At 59.4% G+C, this 20,628-nt stretch carries 19 protein-coding genes; 14 read left to right on the top strand and 5 right to left on the bottom strand.

From position 1 onward, the window contains the following. Positions 1-114: 114 nt before the first annotated feature. Positions 115-834 carry a two-component system response regulator OmpR gene (gene ompR / locus OXR61_RS20295; RefSeq protein ID WP_001157751.1) on the top strand — a complete coding sequence of 240 codons (720 nt, stop codon included), beginning with the start codon at positions 115-117 and terminating at the stop codon, positions 832-834. Next, positions 831-2,189 (top strand): two-component system sensor histidine kinase EnvZ, encoded by a 1,359-nt coding sequence (envZ, locus tag OXR61_RS20290; RefSeq protein WP_031279686.1) that lies wholly within the window; start codon positions 831-833, stop codon positions 2,187-2,189. The genes ompR and envZ overlap by 4 nt, the downstream gene beginning before the upstream one ends. Before the next feature lie 133 nt (positions 2,190-2,322). Here the strand turns inward: envZ and pckA are convergent, their stop codons facing one another. The 4 genes from pckA to OXR61_RS20270 all read right to left on the bottom strand — a co-directional run bounded on the left by pckA (position 2,323) and on the right by OXR61_RS20270 (position 7,893). After that, on the bottom strand, positions 2,323-3,942 hold the full coding sequence (gene pckA, locus OXR61_RS20285) for a phosphoenolpyruvate carboxykinase (ATP) (protein WP_021507411.1): 1,620 nt from the start codon (positions 3,940-3,942) through the stop codon (positions 2,323-2,325). Between the two features lie 270 nt (positions 3,943-4,212). Then, a complete protein-coding gene (gene hslO / locus OXR61_RS20280) occupies positions 4,213-5,085 on the bottom strand; it encodes an Hsp33 family molecular chaperone HslO (RefSeq protein ID WP_021507412.1) in 873 nt (290 codons plus the stop codon). 25 nt (positions 5,086-5,110) lie between these two features. Further along, positions 5,111-5,512, bottom strand: a complete 402-nt coding sequence (hslR, locus tag OXR61_RS20275) for a ribosome-associated heat shock protein Hsp15 (protein WP_021507413.1) — start codon at positions 5,510-5,512, stop codon at positions 5,111-5,113. Between the two features lie 239 nt (positions 5,513-5,751). After that, complete coding sequence (locus OXR61_RS20270) at positions 5,752-7,893, bottom strand: intracellular growth attenuator family protein (RefSeq protein WP_021507414.1); 2,142 nt, start codon at positions 7,891-7,893, stop codon at positions 5,752-5,754. Between the two features lie 398 nt (positions 7,894-8,291). On the opposite strand from OXR61_RS20270, the gene nudE reads away from it, so the two are divergent. Continuing rightward, positions 8,292-8,858, top strand: coding sequence for an ADP compounds hydrolase NudE (gene nudE, locus OXR61_RS20265; protein ID WP_021507415.1), 567 nt, complete (start codon positions 8,292-8,294; stop codon positions 8,856-8,858). A gap of 83 nt (positions 8,859-8,941) precedes the next feature. On the opposite strand, the gene mrcA is transcribed toward nudE, so the two are convergent. Continuing rightward, on the bottom strand, positions 8,942-11,491 hold the full coding sequence (gene mrcA, locus OXR61_RS20260; protein ID WP_031279687.1) for a peptidoglycan glycosyltransferase/peptidoglycan DD-transpeptidase MrcA: 2,550 nt from the start codon (positions 11,489-11,491) through the stop codon (positions 8,942-8,944). A gap of 148 nt (positions 11,492-11,639) precedes the next feature. Here mrcA and pilM point away from each other — a divergent pair, with 148 nt between their 5' ends. The 11 genes from pilM (at position 11,640) to OXR61_RS20205 (ending at position 20,616) form a co-directional block, all read left to right on the top strand. Beyond that, a complete protein-coding gene (pilM, locus tag OXR61_RS20255) occupies positions 11,640-12,449 on the top strand; it encodes a pilus assembly protein PilM (RefSeq protein WP_021507417.1) in 810 nt (269 codons plus the stop codon). Beyond that, the gene (locus tag OXR61_RS20250; protein ID WP_021507418.1) at positions 12,449-12,991 is read left to right on the top strand and encodes a PilN domain-containing protein; all 543 of its coding nucleotides are present in this window, start codon (positions 12,449-12,451) and stop codon (positions 12,989-12,991) included. The genes pilM and OXR61_RS20250 overlap by 1 nt, the downstream gene beginning before the upstream one ends. After that, positions 12,984-13,472: a hypothetical protein gene (locus OXR61_RS20245; protein WP_021507419.1), complete on the top strand. Its 489-nt coding sequence runs from the start codon at positions 12,984-12,986 to the stop codon at positions 13,470-13,472. The genes OXR61_RS20250 and OXR61_RS20245 overlap by 8 nt, the downstream gene beginning before the upstream one ends. After that, positions 13,462-13,842: a HofP DNA utilization family protein gene (locus OXR61_RS20240; RefSeq protein ID WP_021507420.1), complete on the top strand. Its 381-nt coding sequence runs from the start codon at positions 13,462-13,464 to the stop codon at positions 13,840-13,842. Before OXR61_RS20245 ends, OXR61_RS20240 begins: the two co-directional genes overlap by 11 nt. After that, positions 13,784-15,043: a DNA uptake porin HofQ gene (hofQ, locus tag OXR61_RS20235; RefSeq protein ID WP_021507421.1), complete on the top strand. Its 1,260-nt coding sequence runs from the start codon at positions 13,784-13,786 to the stop codon at positions 15,041-15,043. The genes OXR61_RS20240 and hofQ overlap by 59 nt, the downstream gene beginning before the upstream one ends. A gap of 481 nt (positions 15,044-15,524) precedes the next feature. Further along, on the top strand, positions 15,525-16,046 hold the full coding sequence (aroK, locus tag OXR61_RS20230) for a shikimate kinase AroK (protein WP_010617392.1): 522 nt from the start codon (positions 15,525-15,527) through the stop codon (positions 16,044-16,046). A gap of 39 nt (positions 16,047-16,085) precedes the next feature. Further along, a complete protein-coding gene (gene aroB / locus OXR61_RS20225; protein WP_021507422.1) occupies positions 16,086-17,174 on the top strand; it encodes a 3-dehydroquinate synthase in 1,089 nt (362 codons plus the stop codon). 94 nt (positions 17,175-17,268) lie between these two features. Beyond that, a complete protein-coding gene (locus OXR61_RS20220) occupies positions 17,269-18,297 on the top strand; it encodes an SPOR domain-containing protein (protein WP_021507423.1) in 1,029 nt (342 codons plus the stop codon). Between the two features lie 96 nt (positions 18,298-18,393). Beyond that, positions 18,394-19,206, top strand: a complete 813-nt coding sequence (gene dam / locus OXR61_RS20215) for an adenine-specific DNA-methyltransferase (RefSeq protein WP_021507424.1) — start codon at positions 18,394-18,396, stop codon at positions 19,204-19,206. 65 nt (positions 19,207-19,271) lie between these two features. Continuing rightward, positions 19,272-19,955: a ribulose-phosphate 3-epimerase gene (gene rpe, locus OXR61_RS20210; RefSeq protein ID WP_021507425.1), complete on the top strand. Its 684-nt coding sequence runs from the start codon at positions 19,272-19,274 to the stop codon at positions 19,953-19,955. Then, the gene (locus OXR61_RS20205) at positions 19,939-20,616 is read left to right on the top strand and encodes a phosphoglycolate phosphatase (protein WP_021507426.1); all 678 of its coding nucleotides are present in this window, start codon (positions 19,939-19,941) and stop codon (positions 20,614-20,616) included. Before rpe ends, OXR61_RS20205 begins: the two co-directional genes overlap by 17 nt. Positions 20,617-20,628 lie beyond the last annotated feature (12 nt).

Here is a 20,628-nt window from a genome sequence, read left to right as displayed (position 1 = left end):
TTTAATATGCTTTGTAACAATTTCGGCTAGAATATAAACCATTAATGACTGTCACAGACGGGCATCTTTTTTACACAATATCGGCTCAGGCAATGGCGCCTTTGGGAGTTGAACATGCAAGAGAACTACAAAATTCTGGTCGTCGATGATGATATGCGTCTGCGCGCACTGCTCGAACGTTATCTCACCGAACAGGGCTTTCAGGTGCGCAGCGTCGCCAACGCCGAGCAGATGGATCGTCTGCTGACCCGCGAATCATTCCATTTAATGGTGCTGGATTTAATGCTGCCGGGCGAAGATGGCCTGTCAATTTGCCGTCGTCTGCGTAGCCAGAGTAACCCGATGCCGATCATTATGGTCACCGCGAAAGGTGAAGAGGTCGATCGTATCGTGGGGCTGGAAATCGGCGCCGATGACTACATTCCAAAACCGTTCAACCCGCGTGAGCTGCTGGCGCGAATTCGTGCCGTGCTGCGTCGTCAGGCCAATGAGCTGCCGGGCGCGCCGTCGCAGGAAGAAGCGGTCATCGCCTTCGGTAAGTTCAAACTGAACCTCGGTACGCGCGAAATGTTCCGTGAAGATGAGCCGATGCCGCTGACCAGCGGAGAGTTCGCCGTGCTGAAAGCGCTGGTGAGCCATCCGCGTGAGCCGCTGTCGCGCGATAAGCTGATGAACCTGGCGCGCGGGCGTGAGTACAGTGCGATGGAGCGTTCTATCGACGTGCAGATCTCTCGTCTGCGCCGCATGGTCGAAGAAGATCCGGCGCATCCGCGCTACATCCAGACCGTCTGGGGCCTTGGCTACGTGTTCGTTCCGGACGGCAGTAAAGCATGAGGCGATTGCGCTTCTCACCCCGCAGTTCGTTTGCCCGCACCCTGTTGTTGATCGTTACCTTGCTGTTCGTCAGCCTGGTAACGACCTACCTGGTGGTGCTCAATTTCGCCATTCTTCCCAGCCTGCAGCAGTTCAACAAAGTCCTCGCCTACGAAGTGCGTATGCTGATGACCGATCGGCTGCAGCTGGAGGATGGTACGCAGCTGGAAGTGCCGCCGGCCTTCCGGCGCGAAATTTATCGTGAGCTGGGCATCTCGTTGTACACCAACGCGGCGGCGGAAGAGAGCGGGCTGCGCTGGGCGCAGCATTATGAATTCCTCAGTGAACAGATGGCGCAGCAGCTGGGCGGGCCGACCGACGTGCGGGTTGAGGTTAACAAAAACTCGCCGGTGGTCTGGCTGAAAACCTGGCTGTCGCCGGATATCTGGGTGCGCGTACCGTTGACCGAGATCCATCAGGGCGACTTCTCACCGCTGTTCCGCTATACCCTGGCAATAATGCTGCTGGCGATTGGCGGCGCCTGGCTGTTTATCCGTATCCAAAACCGACCCTTAGTCGATCTCGAACACGCTGCGTTGCAGGTCGGGAAAGGCATTATTCCGCCACCGCTGCGCGAATACGGTGCCTCGGAAGTGCGTTCGGTGACGCGCGCCTTCAACCAGATGGCGGCTGGCGTGAAGCAGCTGGCCGACGATCGTACGCTGCTGATGGCCGGCGTCAGCCATGATTTACGTACGCCGCTGACGCGCATCCGTCTCGCCACCGAGATGATGGGCGAAGAAGATGGTTACCTGGCCGAGTCGATCAATAAAGACATTGAAGAGTGCAACGCCATCATTGAGCAGTTCATTGATTATCTGCGCACCGGGCAGGAGATGCAGACCGAGCGCGCCGATCTGAATAGCGTGCTGGGCGAAGTGGTGGCGGCGGAGAGCGGCTACGAGCGCGAGATTGAGAATGCGGTGATGGACGCGGAGCTGATGCTGGATATTAACCCGCTGTCGATTAAACGCGCGGTGGCGAATCTGGTGGTTAACGCGGCGCGTTACGGTAACGGCTGGATCAAGGTCAGCAGCGGTCAGGAATTGAATCGCGCGTGGTTTCAGGTGGAGGATGATGGTCCGGGCATTAAGCCGGATCAGTTACAGCATCTGTTCCAGCCGTTTGTGCGCGGCGACAGCGCGCGCAGCACCAGCGGCACCGGTCTGGGCCTGGCGATTGTGCAGCGTATTATCGATGCGCATGACGGATCGCTGGAGATTGGCGACAGCGAACGCGGCGGATTACGTATCCGTGCGTGGTTACCGATTCCGGAAAACAGCGCCACGACGGCAGTAAGCAGTAACGTTAGTTAAATTTCCGCACCAACCGTCGCGGCGCAATCTATTGCGCATCCATCAGCGATATTACCGCTGCAGGCATGTGCGATAAATCGCGCCGCGACGAAATATGCCATCGCTAAGCCGCCGTTGTGGCGGCTGGGCTACTTCACAGCTGCGGGCCGGCCTGCACCAGCGCTTTGCCGGCATCGTTGTCGGTGTACTTCTCGAAATTGGTGATAAAGCGCTGCGCCAGCGCTTCGGCAGCCTGCTGCCAGGCGGCGGCGTCAGGCCAGCTGCGACGCGGATCGAGAATGGCATCGTCCACCTGTGCCAGCGTGGTGGGCACCTGCAGATTGAACACCGGCAGCGTCACGGTCTCCGCTTCATCCAGCTCACCGGCCAGAATCGCGTTGATGATAGCGCGCGTGTCTTTCAGCGAAATGCGCTTGCCGCTGCCGTTCCAGCCGGTATTCACCAGATAGGCCTGCGCGCCGGACGCCTGCATACGTTTCACCAGCACATCCGAGTACTGCGTTGGATGCAGCGTCAGGAACGCCGCGCCAAAACAGGCCGAGAAGGTTGGTGTGGGCTGCGTCACACCGCGCTCGGTGCCGGCCAGCTTGGCGGTAAAGCCGGACAGGAAGTGGTACTGGGTTTGCTCCGGCGTCAGACGCGAAACCGGTGGCAGTACGCCAAAGGCGTCGGCGGTCAGGAAGATGACCTTCTTCGCGTGGCCCGCTTTCGACACCGGCTGCACGATGTTTTCGATGTGCTCGATCGGGTAAGACACGCGGGTGTTTTCCGTCTTGCTGGCGTCGGCGTAATCGACCGTGCCGTCGGCGCGCACCACCACGTTCTCCAGCAGCGCATCGCGGCGAATCGCGCGGTAAATCTCCGGCTCGGCCTGCTCTGACAGATTGATGGTTTTGGCGTAGCAGCCGCCTTCGAAGTTAAAGACGCCGTCGTCGTCCCAGCCGTGCTCATCGTCGCCGATCAGCTGACGATCCGGATCGGTAGAGAGCGTGGTTTTACCGGTACCGGACAGGCCAAAGAACACCGCCACGTCGCCCGCTTTGCCGACGTTGGCCGAGCAGTGCATCGAGGCGATACCCTTCAGCGGCAGCAGATAGTTCATGATGGCGAACAGGCCTTTTTTCATCTCGCCGCCGTACCAGGTACCGCCGATCAGCTGCATGCGTTCAGTCAGGTTAAAGGCGACAAAATTCTCTGAATGCAGCCCCTGCGCCTGCCAGTCCGGATTGGTGCACTGCGCCGCGTTCATCACCACGAAATCCGGCGTAAACTCAGCCAGTTCGGCTTCAGTCGGACGGATAAACATGTTTTTGACGAAATGCGCCTGCCACGCCACTTCCATCACGAAACGTACGCTGAGGCGGGTATCCGGGTTGGCGCCGCAGAAGGCGTCAATCACAAACAGACGCTTGCCGGAAAGTTGTTGCGTGCAGCGATCTTTCAGCGCCTGCCAGGTTTCCTGTGACAGCGGCTGGTTGTCGTTCTTGCCGTTGCCAACATCGTTCCACCACAGCGTGTCACGCGTGGTGTCATCCCGCACGATGTATTTATCTTTCGGCGAACGTCCGGTGAAGATGCCGGTATCCACGGCAATGGCACCGCTCTGCGTCAGGGTGCCGCGCGCGTAACCTTCCAGCTCCGGGCGGGTTTCTTCCTGAAATAACGTGGCGTAATCAGGGTTGTACACCACCTCGGTGGTGCCGCTAATTCCGAGCGTTTCGAGGTCTTGCGATGTCAGGCCGTTAACGCGCATGTGACTGCTCCTTAAATCGGTACTTCATGGCATTTTTTATGAGGGTTTCTGCGTCCTGCTGCGCATAGCCGCACAGGGCAGATCGCGCGCAGTGTACACGTCTGAGCGAGGTGGAAAAGTGAAGAGAGTTAAAAATGCGAGCTGGAACGTGACAAGTAGAGAAATCTGCCACTTATGAAACTAAAGTTAGCGTAAATTAGTTAATTTCCGTGAAAAATCATAGCGCTACGCCGGCGGAAAATACGGGCGGCGTCACCGCCCGTTTGCTGATTAATGCAGTTGATCGCTATTGCCGGAGGGAGCGTTACGAATGGCAGCAATATCCACTGCATCGTACACATAGTGCGTGCCGCAGTAGTCGCAGTGCATATCGATTTTGCCGTCTTCGACCAGAATCTCATCCACTTCCTCTGGCGGCAGCGTCTTCAGCACTTCACCGCAGCGTTCGCGCGAGCAGGTGCATTTGAAGCTGACCGGCGCCGGGTCGTAAACCGTGGCTTCTTCCTGATGATAGAGACGCCATAGTACGTCAGTAGCGGGCAGCTCAATCAGCTCTTCGCTCTTCACGGTTTCGGTTAACGTGGCCAGATGGTTGAAGTCATCCAGGTTGGGCTCCTGCGCGGGCAGCACCTGCAGCAGAATACCGGCTGCGCCTTTCTCGCTGGTGCGAATGAACAGGCGGGTTGGCAGCTGCTCGGAACGCATGAAGTAATCTTCCAGACAGCCCGCCAGCGTATCGGCTTCCAGGCCGACCACGCCCTGATAGCGCTCGCCTTTCTCAGGCGAAATGGTGATCACCAGATAGCCGTTACCCACCATCTGCTTCAGGCTGCTGCCGGCGGCGATCTCCGCATCCTCTTTCAGCCGCGCCACGCCGCGCAGCTCCTGACGGTTATTCCCGTTGATCACCGCCATGCTCAGCGGGCCATCGCCCTGCAGCTGCACGGTGATATCGCCGTCAAATTTCAGCGTAGCGGTGAGCAGGCTGGTGGCAACCAGCAGTTCGCCCAGCAGCGTTTTGACCGGCTCGGCGTAGTCGTGGTTCTGCACGATGTCGCGCCAGGTTTGAGATGCGTTGACCAGCTCGCCGCGCACGGCGACGTTTTCAAACAGGTAACGATGCAGTTGATCTTGAACAGACATAAGGTTTCTCTCGTGGGGGCGCGAGTTATTCATCGCCCGACAATTTAAATTTCAGCAGATCGCGACGCTCTTTTTTATCCGGGCGACGATCGGGATGCGGCATGGTCAGGGCATTCATTTTGCGCGCCAGCGCGTTCTTTTCGCGCTTTTCGATGCTGGCGGCCGTCTCCGCGTACATCTGCTGCGCTTCGCTGGCCGGACGCCGCTGGTCGCCGATGGCGGTGATGATCACCGTGCGCTCATCGTTGCCCTGACGCAGCGTCAGCTCGGCCTGCAGTTCGACCACTTTGCCCGGTTTGCTGCGCTGGCCGTTGTAGTGCACTTTGCCGCCTTCAATCATGTCGCGAGCCAGCGCGCGGGTTTTATAGAAGCGCGCGGCCCACAGCCATTTATCAAGGCGAACGCCTTCACTGGTTTTCTCTTTCATTGCGGCTCCTGCTGTTACGCTGCGTCGCGCCGTGTGGCGATCGGTCGCACACGGTCGCATGACGCCGGAAAGATGGATCGGGCCGGTGCCGGATACCCAAAGGTATGGGTACAACGTGATAAATCAAGGGCGAGGTGCCGTTGCGGGCTGCCGATCCATCGCCAATCCCTTAAGCGTAATCGGCATTTTGTTTTCCGCCCTGAAAAACAGGGCGACAGGGTAGCACAGAAGGTGGAGGGTCAGAACAGCGAGCGCACGCTCTGCATAGTGCTGAGGTTGTGGTTAAAGCACTTGTCGTAATACTGCTGAATCTGCGCCATACGCAGGCGGTTGCGGTGGATGCGGCGCAGCGCCAGCAGGCCGTTGCTGACGGCGCTGACAATCAGCACCAGCATCAGCAGCGCGGTGCCCAGATAGCGCCACTGCGCCATGGCGTCGGGCTCGTTGTGCAGGGCGATATGGCGCGTGCCGTTGGCATCGGTGGTAATGCTGGTAATGATACCGCTGGCGGCAAACGGCGTGTGCAGCAGCATGCCGGACAGGCGCTGCAGTTCGTGCCATTGTGAAGGGGCGTCGAGATCGAACAGCGCCACCGACGGCTGCGGCTGGTTCACCATCTGCCGGCCTTCATCGCTAATGATCAGGAATCCGCCCGGCGGCGGGCTGTTAAGGGTTTCCGCTGCGCGACGCGTCTCCCGCGAGAAGAAGGTCGAGGTGGCGGTGTTCACCAGATTCTCCAGCGCTTCGGCGCTTACCGGGCGCAGCAGCACATTCATGCCGTTGAGCTTGCCGGAATCCGCACGGTGAATCAGCGTATCCCAGTCTTTGGCGTTACCGAGATTGACCAGCGCATTTTTCAGGCGCACGCAGTCCTGCTGCTGGCTGCACAGCTGCTGGGTTTTCAGCACCAGATCGGAGAAATCATCCAGCAGGATCATGCCTGATTTCTGAATCGCCGACGCCAGCTGCGGGTTCAGTTTCGGGTCGGTATTGGTTTCCGGATGCAGCTGCTGCGTGGTGGTCTCCAGCAGCGCGGCAGCCTTATCGATGATGTCGGACTGCGGCAGCGGCAGCGGCGCAGCGTTGTTCCAGTAAATCGCCGAGCAGTCGAACGGCATGTAGCCGTAGCTGCGGTTGCTCTGGTAATTGCCCGGAACCGAGCACATGCCGGTGCCGCTCACTTTCAGGCTATCGCCAATGTGCAGCGGCAGGGCAGTGAGTTTATCGACGCTGTTCACTTCCACGCTCTCAGTCCCTTTTAACCAGGCGAGGCTGAGTTTGATCGGCATGCTGAGCGGAATCCAGCTCACCAGCATCACCAGCACCAGCAGCGAACCGCACGCCAGCACCAGGTTTTTACGCCAGCGCTGTACCGGGAAGTTGCGGACTTCATCCTGCAGCGACAGGAAGCGCCCCTGGCGTACCACCTGACGATTCAGGTAGATATCCACATCCGTCACCTGGCCCAGGTCGTGCGCCACATAAGGCTGCCAGTGTGCCGGATAGATTAAGTCGATGATGCCGAGCGAGATGTTGCTCTGCTCCTGATTGGATTCGCCAAACAGGCCCCAGCGCTTCGGTGCGCCGCGCAGACAGTGCACATCGCGCAGCCCTTTTTCACCTGGGAATCGGTACATAAACCACAGGCTGACAGCGACGATCGCGCCGGCGGGCAGCGCAATCCACAGCATCAGGCTGCCGGGCAGCACCAGGCTGAGGAAAAACAGCAGGAAGGCGCAGCAAATGGCGCTCGCTTCACGCGTGCCGTCGGCGCGCGACAGCTGATACTCTTCCGGCGACTCTTTGCGCACCTGCAGCAGCTCGACGTTTTCGCTCTCCTCTTTACGAATCGAAGCGTTGGTCGACATTGGCCGCACCAGCGGCGGCAGCGCCGGTTGTTCCACCGCATAGTTCACCAGCGAGTGGCCGTTGAGCGAGATCACCAACGGCAGGGTCTGGGTGCGGATCAGCTCGACGTAGTTTTCTTCAGCGATGTACTGCTCCCACAGCGGCGGCAGATGCACCTCGACTTCATCCAGGTAGTAGCGCCATTTGTGGGGATCGTCAGTGGAGAGGCCGTAACGGGTGATGGAGCGGGTAACGGGATAAACATTATTGCTCTGTGCGGTCAGCGCCAGCGCTTCGGGTTCCCGTGACGATCGGGTCGATCGCCCGCTGCTGTGCTGACGCGCTTTACCCAGCGACGCAATATACTTCTCAACGGCAGCGCGTTCTTCATCGGTGAGTTTACGGCAGGGCGGACTGATAAACGGCAGTGGTTTCGCCAACGGCGGACGATGCCGCATAGCGTACCAGTAGCCGATTCCGGCCACTAACGAACAGGCCAGCATGACAGCCAGAATGACGATAAGAGTGCTCATGCTTTGCTCAATCCAGCCAAAAAACTGCCGTCACGTTTACGATGTGCTCCCGGTAAAACCTGCAATACGAGTCAATTTTGGCGAGCAGAAGTCATTCTGACAAGAGGCAAATGAAACAAAATACCGCGCAAAATCATTGTATTATAAATTTGTTAGATTATTCCTTAACGGGATGGTACTCACAAGCCCCTCAATTAAACATCGGTATTATCCGAATTTGCTGCTACCCCGTTGACTTATTGTGAAAATCTTACTGTGCAGATAACAAGAAGTTGTTAGCGGCAGCGGGCAAATGTATGTCACCATGATTGACCCGCGCTGCGTGTCGCACAATGCCGCGGGCTTCGGTATGCTGACGTCATCGCGTTTCACAAGGCTGTGCTAAGTTTGAGGCTGATATGACCACTCCCCTGAAAAAACCTGACATCCTCAACGTGGAAGCGGTGGCCCGCTCCCGCCTGTTTACCATCGAAGCGGTTGATCTCGCCTTCAGCAACGGTGCGCGTCGCGTCTATGAGCGCATGAAGCCCTCCGATCGTGAAGCGGTGATGATTGTGCCGATCATTGGCGATGACGTGATCCTGATCCAGGAGTACGCCGTCGGACTGGAAACCTATGAGCTGGGCTTCCCGAAAGGTTTAATCGATCCTGGTGAAAGCGCTTTTGAAGCCGCCAACCGTGAGCTGAAAGAAGAAGTGGGCTTTGGCGCGCATCAGCTGGAAGCGCTGGGCAAACTCACCATGGCGCCGTCCTATTTCTCCAGCAAGATGAATATCGTGGTAGCTGAAGGGTTGTACGAAGAGAAGCTGGAAGGGGATGAGCCGGAGCCGCTGATTGTACGCCGCTGGCCGCTCAGCAATCTGCTGGCGCTGCTGGAAGAGCCGGATTTTCGCGAGGCGCGTAACGTCAGCGCGCTGTTCATGGTGCGTGAGTGGCTGGTGAAGCAGGGGCGGTTGAGTTATTGAGGACACCTGGCGGCGCAATAAAAGGCGCGGAAAGTCGCACAGGGTAAAAACAAAAAGCCGGGGATTTCCTCCGGCTTTTTTGATCAAAATAGTTCGTGGCTTTCACCGTTGTCCATGATGGTGGTGCCCACATCATGTACTGAGTACTCGGTCGGCTGGGTGCCGTTAATGAAGTACTCCTGACGGGTGTTGCCGCCACCGTTGGCCAGCTTGCCGGTGCTGCGGTCAATGGTCACCGTCACCACGCCGTCCGGTGGTGTCAGCGGCTGCACCGGCACACCATCCAGCGCCACTTTCATGTAATCATCCCATGCCGGCTGCGCACTCTTCGCGCCGCCTTCGTAGCCGGAGATCTGATCCGGAATCGCACCCGATACCGTGGTGCGACCCAGCGCGCGCGAATCATCGAAGCCAATCCACACCGACGTCACCACGCCCGGACCATAACCGGAGAACCAGGCGTCTTTGGAACTGTTGGTGGTACCGGTTTTGCCGCCGATATCGTTACGCTTCAGATCGCGACCGGCACGCCAGCCGGTTCCCATCCAGCCCGGTTCACCGAAGATGTTAGAGTTCAGCGCGCTCTTGATCAGGAACGCCAGCGGCGTGTTGATCACGTGCGGCGCATACTGCTGATCGCCGGCCGGCTGCGGCTGAGCGGGTACCTGCTCCAGCTCGGGCTGCGGCACGGTCTGATTCTGCTGCTGATTCGAGGTGGCGACGTTTTCCACGCTCTCTTCATTCAGCGCCACCGACTTTTTGGTGTCGCCATAGATCACCGGCAGATTGCACTGCGGGCAGGCGATCTTCGGCTGCGCCTGGAAAATCACGCCGCCCTGTTCGTTCTCAATCTTCGCGATGAAGTAAGGATCGACCAGGAAGCCACCGTTAGCCATCACCGCATAGCCGCGCGCCACCTGCATTGGCGTGAAGGATGCGGCGCCCAGTGCCAGCGACTCGGTATGGATAATGTTCTGCGCCGGGAAGCCAAAGCGCTGCAGATACTCAGCGGCGTAATCAACGCCCATGGCACGCATCGCGCGCACCATCACCACGTTTTTCGACTCACCCAGCCCCTGGCGTAAACGAATCGGACCCGCATAAGTCGGCGGCGAGTTCTTTGGTCGCCAGTCTGCGCCGGCGCCGGCATCCCAGCGTGAAATCGGCACGTCGTTGAGGATGGAGGCCAGCGTCAGGCCGCGGTCCATGGCGGCGGTATACAGGAACGGCTTGATGTTCGAGCCGACCTGACGCAGCGCCTGGGTGGCACGGTTGAACATACTCTGGTTGAAGTCAAAACCACCCACCAGCGCGCGTACCGCACCGTCTTCCGGATTGAGCGACACCAGCGCCGAGTTCACCAGCGGTACCTGTCCCAGCCACCACGCGTCACCGACTTTACGTACCCAGATCTGCTGGCCAGCCTGCAGCACCTGAGTGACGCTGCGCGGCGTCGGGCCCTGCAGGGTGTCGGATTTATACGGACGCGCCCAGCGCACGCCGGCTAAGGTCAGCGAAACGCTGCTGCCATCTTTCAGCATGGCGGTGGCTTCGTCGGCGCTGGCGCTGGTGACCACGGCGGCATTCAGCGGACCGTAGACCGGCAGATTTTTCAGCGTATTGACGATGCGGGTGTGATCCCAGCTGGCTTCACCCACTTTCCACAGCACGTTGGTCGGACCGCGATAGCCGTGACGCATATCGTACGCCATCACGTTGTTACGCACCGCCTGCTGTGCGGCTTCCTGCAGATGGCGGGTCACGGTGGTATACACCTTGTAGCCATCGTCATAGGCGCTGTCGCCGTAGCGTTTCACCATCTCCTGACGCACTAACTCGGTGAGATACGGTGCAGAGAAGGCAATTTCCGGGCCGTGATAGCTGGCGGTCAGCGGCGTGTTGCGCGCGTCGTTATACTGCTGCTGCGTGATGTAGTTCTGATCCAGCATGCGAGCCAGCACCACATTACGGCGCGCCAGCGCACGGGCGTGTGAATAGAGCGGGTTAAAGGTCGACGGCGCTTTCGGCAGGCCGGCGATCATCGCCATCTCACTCAGCGACAGCTGATCGACCGGTTTACCGAAGTAAACCTGCGCCGCCGCACCGACGCCGTAAGCGCGATAGCCGAGATAGATTTTATTCAGATACAGCTCAAGGATTTCATCCTTACTCAGCAACTGCTCGATGCGAATCGCCAGGAAGGCTTCCTTGATTTTACGCATCAGCGTGCGTTCAGGGCTGAGGAAGAAGTTACGCGCCAGCTGCTGCGTAATGGTACTGGCGCCCTGCGAGGCGTGGCCGGAGACCAGCGCGATGCTGGCGGCGCGGAAAATCCCCACCGGATCGACGCCGTGATGCTCATAAAAGCGGCTGTCTTCGGTGGCGATAAACGCTTTGATTAGCTCAGGCGGCATCTGTTGCAGGGTGAGCGGGATACGGCGCTTTTCACCATACTGGGCGATCAGCTCGCCATCCGCGCTGTAAACCTGCATCGGGGTTTGCAGGCGCACATCTTTCAATGTGTTCACATCAGGCAGCTGCGGCTCTATGTATTTGTACAAACCATAAACCGTGCCGGCTCCCAGCAAAATGCAACACACTGCAAGGATCAATAAATACTTTACGAACTTCACCTGAGAATTCCCATCTGTTGGCGTTTGGGCAGTTTATAAACAATCGCGCGGTAGTATAAAGGCAAGCCTGACGCTTTGATATACCCGTCATTCTTCATGCAATGCGGGTAATCATCCTTTTTCCTGTAACGATAAGGAGATCGCGCGCATGGCTTTTCAGCGCTGGCAAATTGGACTGGACATCCAGAACGGGCAACTCTGCGCCCTTGGCATTGAACGACGCCGTCACGGATGGCAGCTGCGACACTGGTGGCAGCAGCCGCTGCCGCACGATACGTTACGCAACGGCGTGTTGCAAACCTCGCCAGTGTTACAGGAGATGTTGGTGCGCTGGCAACGTCATTTACCCAGGCGCTACTCACTGCGCGTTGGCCTGCCGCCGCAGCTGGTGCTGCAGCGTACGCTGCCGTTGCCGCAAACCTCACTGCGCGAGCCGGCGCTCAGCCGCTACGTTAACGCGTCCGCATCACGTCTGTTCCCGGTCGAAGCCGCTTCGCTGTCGCTGGATTACCGGCTGGGCGGCAGCGCCAGCCAGCTGCACGTCACCGCCGCGCGCCGCGACGTCATCGCCCAGTGGCTGGCGCCGCTGCAGCAGGCCGGACTGCGCCCCGACGTGTTTGAGCTGAGCAGTCTGGCACTGACGCAGATCGCCATGCGCGTTCCGCTGCGCCCGCATCAGCTGCTGATCCATCCGCTCAGCGACCACTGGCTGTGGACGCTGGCCGGCGAAAATAGCGCCTGCGGCGCAGCGACCGAACCCCTAACGCTCGCCCATCTGCGTGACACCTTTCCCCAGGCACAAGCGGTGTTCTGCACCTCACCGCAGGCGTTGCCGGAGGCGGAAGTGCAGCGCTGCAAGCCGCTGGCGCTGTTGCACTATCTGCAACCGCCGCTACCGGCAGAGGCGGGCGCGCTGGTGATTGCGCTAGGCCTGGCGCTGCGTCCGGAGGATTACTGATGCTGGCGGTCAATTTGCTCCCGTGGCGGGCACAGCAGTTGCTGCTACGCCGCCAGCACAGTGTGGCGTTGCTGGTTGCCGTGCTGCTGGTAACGCTGTTACTCACGCTGCTGCTGTGGTGGCGCGCTGAACAGCGGCTCCAGCACGCAGCCCGGCAGCACACCGATATGACCATACAGCTCCAGCAGATACAGCAGCGGCTGGCGCAACAGCAAACGCTGATGGCGCAGCGGGATGATCTGTTACGCAGGCAGCAGGCGCAGCAACAGCGGCTGCAGCAGCATCAACGCTGGCAGCAGTTCTGGCAGCAACTGCCCGCACTGATGCCAGAGACGCTGTGGCTGAGTCGCGTGGAGCGGCGTCAGGGGCAACTGGTGCTGGACGGTCTGGCGCAAAGCCTGGCTGATGTCAGCGCGTTCCGCCATCAGCTGCAGACGCAGCCGCTGTTTGCGGCGGTGAAGCAGGGCAGCGTACAGCGTCAGGCGCAGGGGGATTACCGCTTCGCGCTGCGCGCCCGGCTGCAGGAGGCGACCGATGAATGAACTCATCCAGCGCTGTCTGCAGCTGGCACTGACGTGGCGAATAGCCAGCCTGCAACTGCTGGCGCTGCTGCTACTCGGGCTGGCGTGGCTACTGCTGCTGCGTCCGCAACAGCAGCAATTCAGCACGCTGCAACAGCAGCTGTCACAACTGGCGCAGCAGCACCAGCAACGTCAGCAGCAGCTGGACGCGCGACCGGCCATCGAACAGCTCCAGGCGGAGATCGCAACGTTGCAGCCAGCGGCAACGGCGGCGTCCGTATCGTTAGAGCAACTGGTGGCAGCGCGCGGCAATCTGCTCGAGGCATGGCATCCGGACAGCCAGCCACAGCAGCTGGCGCTGCGCCTGAGCTGGCCGCAATTTCTGCCGCTGTTCAGCGGGCTGGCTGCGACGGCATTAGCGGTGCCACAGCGTTTTCAGCTGCAGGCGGAGCAGGGCGTGTTACACAGCGAGTTCTGGCTGGAGAGTGACGATGCGGAGTAGCGCACTGGTGTTACTGCTGTGCAGCAGCTGGGCGCTGGCGCGCGATCCGTTCCAGCCGCAGGCTGCCAGCCAGTGTCAGGCGCCCGCTGCCGTACCGCAGGGCTGGCGATTACAGGGCATCATTGGTCGCGCGCCGCACTTTGTGGCCTGGCTGGTTTCACCGCAGGGCAAACGTCAGCGGCTGAGCGCACCGGCTGCTTTTCCGGTGGCACCGTGGCAGGTGACCCAGCTCAGTGCACATACGCTGGTACTGAGCGTCACGCAGAGCTGTCCGCCGCAGCACATCACATGGGTAATAAAAGGAGGATTTTATGAAAACGATGATGCTGCTGCTGTGGCTGGCGCTGAGCAGTCCGCTGCACGCCGCTGACCAGCCCCTGAGCCTGGTATTTGATGATGCGCCGGTCGAGCGCATTCTGCAGGCGCTGGCTGACTATCAGCAAACCAACCTGCTGATCGCGCCGGGCGTGGAGGGGCGGCTGTCGCTGCGACTCGATAACGTCGGCTGGGAGCGCGCACTGGCGCTGGTCACGCGGCTGGCGAAACTCACCGTGATCCAGGAGGAGGGCGTGCTGCTGGTCTATCCGGAGAGCTGGCAGCAGCGACAGGCACAGCAGGCACAGGCGGAGCGTGAAGAGAAGCAGCTGCAGGCGCCGCTTGAGCAGCGCACCGTCACGCTGCACTACGCCAGCGCCAGCGATGTCTACCGCAGCCTGCAGGCGGAACGCTCGCTGATGACGCCGCGCGGCAGCGTGACGGTGGATAGCCGTACCAACAGCCTGTTGCTGCGGGACAGCGCGCAGGCGCTGCGCGATACCGAGCGCTGGCTGCAGGCGCTGGATCTGCCGCTGGAGCAGGTTGAGCTGTCAGCGCACATTGTTACCATCAATGAAGAGCATCTGCGCGAGCTCGGCGTCAGCTGGAGCACCGCACCCGGCGATGTCGTCACCGGGGCGCTGCGCAATCCGCAGCTGCTGGTGCCGCTGGCGGTGAGCAATCCGGCGATACGCGCCGGCGTCACGCTCGGACCGATGAACGGCGAACTGCTTAATCTGGAGCTGAGTGCGCTGGAGCAGGAGAACCAGATCGAAATCATCGCCAGCCCGCGGCTGTTTACCTCACACCAGCAGACCGCCACCATCAAGCAGGGCACCGAAATTCCCTATGAGGTGAAATCCGGTAACAGCGGTGCGACGGCGATTGAGTTCAAAGAGGCGGTGCTGGGCATGGAGGTGACGCCAGTGGTATTGGGCAACGGGCGTATTCAGCTCACGCTGCGGCTGAGCCAGAACATGCCGGGTCGCAGCCTGACGATGGGGGAAAGTCAGGTGCTGAGCATCGATAAGCAGGAAATCGCCACTCAGGTGACGCTGCGCGACGGTGAAACGCTGGCGCTGGGCGGTATTTTCCAGCAGCAGCGCACCCAGGGCGAAAAGCGCGTGCCGTGGCTGGGCGAGGTGCCGCTGCTCGGCAGTCTGTTTCGTCAGCAGACCGACGAGCGCAAAAAACGTGAGCTGGTGATCTTCATCACGCCGCGACTGGTCAGGGAAGCAGCGCTTACCGCCGGATAAAGCGGAAAATTCGCTCCATATGACCAACTGCGTTGACGCAGGGCAGGAATTAGCATACAAGGTTTAGCGATTTTAAAACGGTGTAACGGAACGCGGCAGGATAACCTTCCGGCGGGTGTCAGTGACAAGCGATACTGACATCGAAAGAAATATGCCCGAATTTTGGGTGGTACAGGACGTCAGCAACGGCACCTATTCCACAGTTTACGCAGGTAAGCTGTCGGGAGCGACAGGCCCAGCCAGCGCACCTGTAGCGCGCACAAGGATGGCAGAAAAGGAAGAGCGTTACCGTCTCGCGAACCACAGACCGGTCCTGTTTGAAGGTCGCCGGGGGCAATTTATTCGGTTGCCAAACGGCCATGAGTGTTGAGATAATTTTCCGTCTGACTCTTGCTAACGCTCATGAGGTCTCAGTTCCTGTCCCGCCAGCAATGTGCTGAACGCGGGGTATCATCAACGAATTCTTAGTAATACCGACAAAATGGCAGAGAAACGCAATATCTTTCTGGTTGGGCCGATGGGTGCCGGCAAAAGCACTATTGGTCGTCAGTTAGCTCAGCAACTCAATATGGAATTTTTCGATTCCGATCAGGAAATTGAGCGACGTACCGGAGCGGATGTAGGCTGGGTATTTGATGTGGAAGGCGAAGCCGGTTTTCGCGATCGTGAAGAGAAAATCATCAACGAGCTGACCGAGAAACAGGGCATTGTCCTGGCGACCGGTGGCGGCTCCGTCAAATCCCGTGAAACCCGTAATCGTCTCTCCGCCCGCGGTGTGGTCGTCTACCTCGAAACCACCATCGAAAAGCAACTTGCCCGCACTCAGCGTGATAAAAAGCGTCCGCTGCTGCAGGTTGACGAACCGCCGCGCGAAGTACTGGAAGCGCTGGCTGGCGAACGTAATCCGCTTTATGAAGAGATCGCTGACGTCACCATTCGCACTGACGATCAAAGTGCAAAAGTTGTCGCCAATCAGATCATCAACATGCTGGAAAAAAATTAATCCAGCACCCTGAGGGCTCAGCAATAGGTATCGGTCATCATGGAGAAGATCACTGTCTCACTGGGGGATCGCAGTTACCCCATCACCATCGCTGCCGGACTGTTTAACGATCCGGCTTCTTTTTGGCCGCTGAAAGCCGGCGACAATGCCATGCTGGTGACGAATCAAACGCTGGCACCGATCTATCTGGACAAACTCGCGACGCTGCTGAGCAACGCCGGGGTGAAAGTGGATCAGGTGATTCTGCCCGACGGTGAGCAGTACAAAACGCTGGCGGTGATGGACGAGGTTTTCACCGCGCTACTGCAGAAGCCGCACGGCCGTGACACCACGCTGATTGCGCTGGGCGGTGGCGTGATTGGCGATCTGACCGGCTTTGCTGCTGCCAGCTACCAGCGCGGCGTACGCTTTATTCAGGTGCCGACCACCTTGCTGTCGCAGGTTGACTCCTCGGTTGGGGGCAAAACTGCGGTGAACCATCCCCTCGGTAAAAACATGATCGGTGCTTTCTACCAGCCGGCTTCGGTGATCGTGGATACCGACTGCCTCACCACGCTGCCGCCGCGCGAGCTGGCCTCCGGTCTGGCGGAAGTGATCAAATACGGCATCATTCTCGACGGTGAGTTTTTCCAGTGGCTGGAGCAGAATCTTGATGCGCTGCTGGCGCTGGATAACACCGCCATGGCTTACTGCATTCGCCGCTGCTGCGAGCTGAAAGCCGACGTGGTGGCGGCCGACGAGCGTGAAACCGGCCTGCGTGCGCTGCTCAATCTCGGTCATACCTTTGGCCATGCGATTGAAGCGCATATGGGTTACGGCAACTGGTTGCACGGTGAAGCGGTCGCGGCGGGCATGGTGATGGCGGCGCGCACCGCTGAGCGTCTGGGTCAGTTCAGTGCGGCCGATACTGACCGCATTATTGCGCTGCTGCAGCGTGCTGGCCTGCCGGTTAACGGCCCGGCCAGCATGACGGCAGAAGCCTATCTGCCGCACATGATGCGCGATAAAAAAGTGCTCGGCGGCGAGCTGCGTCTGGTGCTGCCTCTCGCTATTGGCCGCTCCGAAGTGCGTGGCGGCGTGGCGCATGATATGGTGCTGGCTGCGATTAACGATTGCAAAGTATCTTGATTATCCCCGGACTACGTCGGGCTGCTGTCCGGCGGGGGAACAGTGAGCAGTGATGCGGCACGTGGGAAGCGTGCCGTTTTACGGAGGAGGCTAAATGGATGAGTTCAAACCGGAAGACGAGTTAAAACCTGACGCCAGTGACCGCCGTCCCACGCGGCCTCGCAAATCGTCTTCTGCGCCGAAAGCGAAAGTACCGGTTTCCCGTCAGCATATGATGATGGGCATCGGCATTCTGGTGCTGCTGATTCTGGTGCTGGGCATTGGCTCCGCGCTGACCGGCCCGGACGAGAAGAAACCGGCCAGCAACAGCGCCAGCACCGGTAGCGCGGCACCGGCTGGCGGCGGTAGTGAAAAGAATATCGACCTGTCAGGTTCAACCGCCATGAGCGGCCAGCAGAATGCCACGCCGTCGGCTGAGGGCAGTGCGCCGCAGAATACCGCCGGTAACGCCGCACCCGCTGGCAGTGACGGTCAGCCAATCTCCATGCCGTCTGTCTCCTCCACGCCGACTCAGGCAGCACCGGTTGACACACCGGCCAACCAGCAACGCGTAACGCTGCCGGGCGATCTCAATACCGCGCTGAATAATCAGCAGGGTTCCGTTGATGCCGCGGCGCAGGGCGCACAGGGCAACAGTTCGCTGCCTACCGCACCGGCAACGGTCAGCGGCAGCGCCGGCAAAGCGGTCACGCCGCCGGCGGTACGCGCTGAGACGCCACCGCGCAGCCTCGGTGCCAGCAGCGGCAGCAGCCACAAAACCCCGGCTGCCAGCAAACCGGCCGCAGTGAAAGAGAACAAAACGCACACCACCACCGCGCACAACAGCGCGCCGGCCAGCAGTGGCGGTGCCAGCAAGTCGCTGCCATCGGGCGGCAACTACACGCTGCAGCTGAGCGGTGCGTCGAAAGAAGCGAGCCTGAACGCCTGGGCGAAGAAACAGAATCTGAGCGGTTATCACGTGTATAAAACCACGCGTAACGGCCAGCCGTGGTACGTGCTGGTGAGCGGCGCTTATGCCACACCGGCCGAAGCCAAACGTGCAGTAGCTTCACTGCCGGCGGAAGTGCGTGCGGCGAACCCATGGGTTAAACCGCTCAGCCAGGTGAAGAAAGAGAGCCAGTAAGTGATGTGGGGCCGCGTTGCTGCGGCCCCGTTCTAAGCGCAGATCTGCTGTCGGTTTCGCCACAGCCAATAATTAAGATGTAATAGCCACGACAGCATGAAGAAAAATCGCGCTTTCCTGAAATGGGCCGGAGGGAAATACCCGCTGCTTGACGATATCCGTCGTCATCTGCCACAAGGTGATTGTTTAATCGAACCTTTTGTCGGCGCCGGTTCCGTATTCCTCAACACCGATTATGACCGTTATCACCTGGCGGACATCAACGGTGATCTGATCAATCTCTACAATATCGTCAAAACGCGCACCGCCTCGTTTATTGAAGACGCGCGCCAGCTGTTCAGCGCCAGCGGCAATACGGCGGAAACCTATTACGCCCAGCGTACGGCGTTCAACGCCAGCACGGATACCTATCAGCGCGCCGTGCTGTTTCTTTATCTCAACCGCCACGGTTACAACGGCCTGTGCCGTTACAACCTGCGCGGTGAATTTAATGTGCCCTTTGGTCGCTATCGTAAGCCGTACTTCCCGGAAGCCGAACTGTTATGGTTCGCCGAGCGCGCGCAAAAAGCCACCTTTGTCTGTGAATCGTACGATGTTACTCTGGGCAACGCCCCTGCAGGCTCAGTGGTTTATTGCGATCCGCCGTACGCGCCGCTGTCGGCGACGGCTAATTTTACCGCTTACCACACCAACAGCTTTAGCCTGCGCGAGCAGCAGCATCTGGCGGAACTGGCCAGTAAGCTGGCGCAGGAGAGCCGCATCCCGGTACTGATTTCAAACCACGATACCCTGCTGACGCGCGAGTGGTATCAGCATGCGGATTTACACGTAGTTAAAGCCCGGCGTTCCATCAGCCGAAGCATAAGTGGTCGCACTCAGGTTGACGAACTGCTGGCGCTTTTCCGCTAGCCTGTTTCGTCCGCGACCAACGCATCACGCCAGCTCCGGCTGGCGCACAAAATTGGGAGATTCGGATGAAACAATTTTTACTGGCCCCATCAATCCTTGCCGCTGATTTTGCACGCCTGGGCGAAGATACCGCTAAAGCGCTGGAAGCCGGTGGCGACGTGGTGCATTTCGATGTGATGGATAACCACTATGTTCCCAATCTGACCATGGGGCCAATGGTGCTGAAAGCGCTGCGCGATTACGGCATCACCGCGCCCATCGATGTGCATCTGATGGTCAAACCGGTCGATGCGCTGATTCCGGAATTTGCCAAAGCGGGTGCCAGCTTCATTACTTTCCATCCCGAAGCCAGCGAGCACGTTGACCGTACGCTGCAGCTGATCAAAGAGCACGGCTGTAAAGCCGGTCTGGTGTTCAATCCGGCAACGCCGCTCAGCTATCTCGATTATGTGATGGATAAGCTCGACATCATTCTGCTGATGTCGGTCAACCCAGGCTTCGGCGGCCAGTCCTTTATTCCGGGCACGCTGGATAAACTGCGCGAAGCGCGTCGTCGCATTGACCAGAGCGGTTATCAAATCCGTCTGGAAGTGGATGGCGGCGTGAAAATCGATAACATCGGTCAGATCGCGGCGGCCGGGGCTGATATGTTTGTTGCCGGCTCGGCGATCTTCGGTCATCCGGATTACAAGAAGGTGATCGATGAGATGCGCAGCGAACTGGAGAAAGTTAATGGCTCATTTCACTGATATCCGCGCGCTGGCGTTCGATCTCGATGGCACGCTGGTGCACAGCGCGCCAGGCCTGGCACAGGCGATCGATCTGGCGCTGGCCGATTTGCAGCTGCCGCCCGCGGGCGTTGAGCGCGTCTCGACCTGGATTGGCAACGGTGCGGACATCATGATGGCGCGGGCGCTCAGCTGGGCGCTGGGCCGTGAGCCACAGGCCGACGAGCAGCGCGACGCGCGTGCGCTGTTCGACAAACATTACGCCGCAACGGTGGAAGCCGGCAGTACGCTGTTTCCACAGGTGCAGGAGACGCTGGCTGCGCTGCATGCCAGCGGTCTGCCGCTGGCCATCGTCACCAACAAACCCACACCGTTTGTTGCTCCGCTGCTGCAGTCGCTCGGCATTGCCGACTACTTTTCTCTGATCATCGGCGGCGACGATGTGGTGGTGAAAAAACCACATCCGGCGGCGATTTTCCTCGTTCTCGGCCGTTTCGGCGTGCTTCCAGGACAATTGCTGTTTGTCGGTGATTCGCGCAATGATATTCTCGCTGCCCAGGCGGCGGGCGTGCCAAACGTTGCGATGACCTTCGGCTACAACTACGGTGAGCCGATTGCCACCAGCCAGCCCGATTTAACTCTCGATACTTTTAGCGAACTTTTGCCCGTTCTCGGGCTGTGATTATCAGGACAT

Origin of the sequence: Pantoea sp. GM_Pan_4 (genome assembly GCF_026541005.1) — a bacterium.
Classification (GTDB): domain Bacteria; phylum Pseudomonadota; class Gammaproteobacteria; order Enterobacterales; family Enterobacteriaceae; genus Pantoea; species Pantoea dispersa.
This window is presented reverse-complemented; position numbering and strand designations above follow the sequence as displayed.

Excerpts from the sequence above, each read along its gene's own strand:
- aroK (WP_010617392.1), top strand. The coding sequence starts at position 15,525 with ATGGCAGAGAAACGCAATATCTTTCTGGTTGGGCCGATGGGTGCCGGC.
- OXR61_RS20220 (WP_021507423.1), top strand. The coding sequence starts at position 17,269 with ATGGATGAGTTCAAACCGGAAGACGAGTTAAAACCTGACGCCAGTGAC.
- pilM (WP_021507417.1), top strand. The coding sequence starts at position 11,640 with ATGGCTTTTCAGCGCTGGCAAATTGGACTGGACATCCAGAACGGGCAA.
- hofQ (WP_021507421.1), top strand. The coding sequence starts at position 13,784 with ATGAAAACGATGATGCTGCTGCTGTGGCTGGCGCTGAGCAGTCCGCTG.
- hslO (WP_021507412.1), bottom strand. The coding sequence starts at position 5,085 with ATGTCTGTTCAAGATCAACTGCATCGTTACCTGTTTGAAAACGTCGCC.
- ompR (WP_001157751.1), top strand. The coding sequence starts at position 115 with ATGCAAGAGAACTACAAAATTCTGGTCGTCGATGATGATATGCGTCTG.
- envZ (WP_031279686.1), top strand. The coding sequence starts at position 831 with ATGAGGCGATTGCGCTTCTCACCCCGCAGTTCGTTTGCCCGCACCCTG.
- dam (WP_021507424.1), top strand. The coding sequence starts at position 18,394 with ATGAAGAAAAATCGCGCTTTCCTGAAATGGGCCGGAGGGAAATACCCG.
- nudE (WP_021507415.1), top strand. The coding sequence starts at position 8,292 with ATGACCACTCCCCTGAAAAAACCTGACATCCTCAACGTGGAAGCGGTG.
- rpe (WP_021507425.1), top strand. The coding sequence starts at position 19,272 with ATGAAACAATTTTTACTGGCCCCATCAATCCTTGCCGCTGATTTTGCA.
- aroB (WP_021507422.1), top strand. The coding sequence starts at position 16,086 with ATGGAGAAGATCACTGTCTCACTGGGGGATCGCAGTTACCCCATCACC.
- OXR61_RS20245 (WP_021507419.1), top strand. The coding sequence starts at position 12,984 with ATGAATGAACTCATCCAGCGCTGTCTGCAGCTGGCACTGACGTGGCGA.
- OXR61_RS20240 (WP_021507420.1), top strand. The coding sequence starts at position 13,462 with ATGCGGAGTAGCGCACTGGTGTTACTGCTGTGCAGCAGCTGGGCGCTG.
- OXR61_RS20270 (WP_021507414.1), bottom strand. The coding sequence starts at position 7,893 with ATGAGCACTCTTATCGTCATTCTGGCTGTCATGCTGGCCTGTTCGTTA.
- OXR61_RS20205 (WP_021507426.1), top strand. The coding sequence starts at position 19,939 with ATGGCTCATTTCACTGATATCCGCGCGCTGGCGTTCGATCTCGATGGC.
- pckA (WP_021507411.1), bottom strand. The coding sequence starts at position 3,942 with ATGCGCGTTAACGGCCTGACATCGCAAGACCTCGAAACGCTCGGAATT.
- OXR61_RS20250 (WP_021507418.1), top strand. The coding sequence starts at position 12,449 with ATGCTGGCGGTCAATTTGCTCCCGTGGCGGGCACAGCAGTTGCTGCTA.
- hslR (WP_021507413.1), bottom strand. The coding sequence starts at position 5,512 with ATGAAAGAGAAAACCAGTGAAGGCGTTCGCCTTGATAAATGGCTGTGG.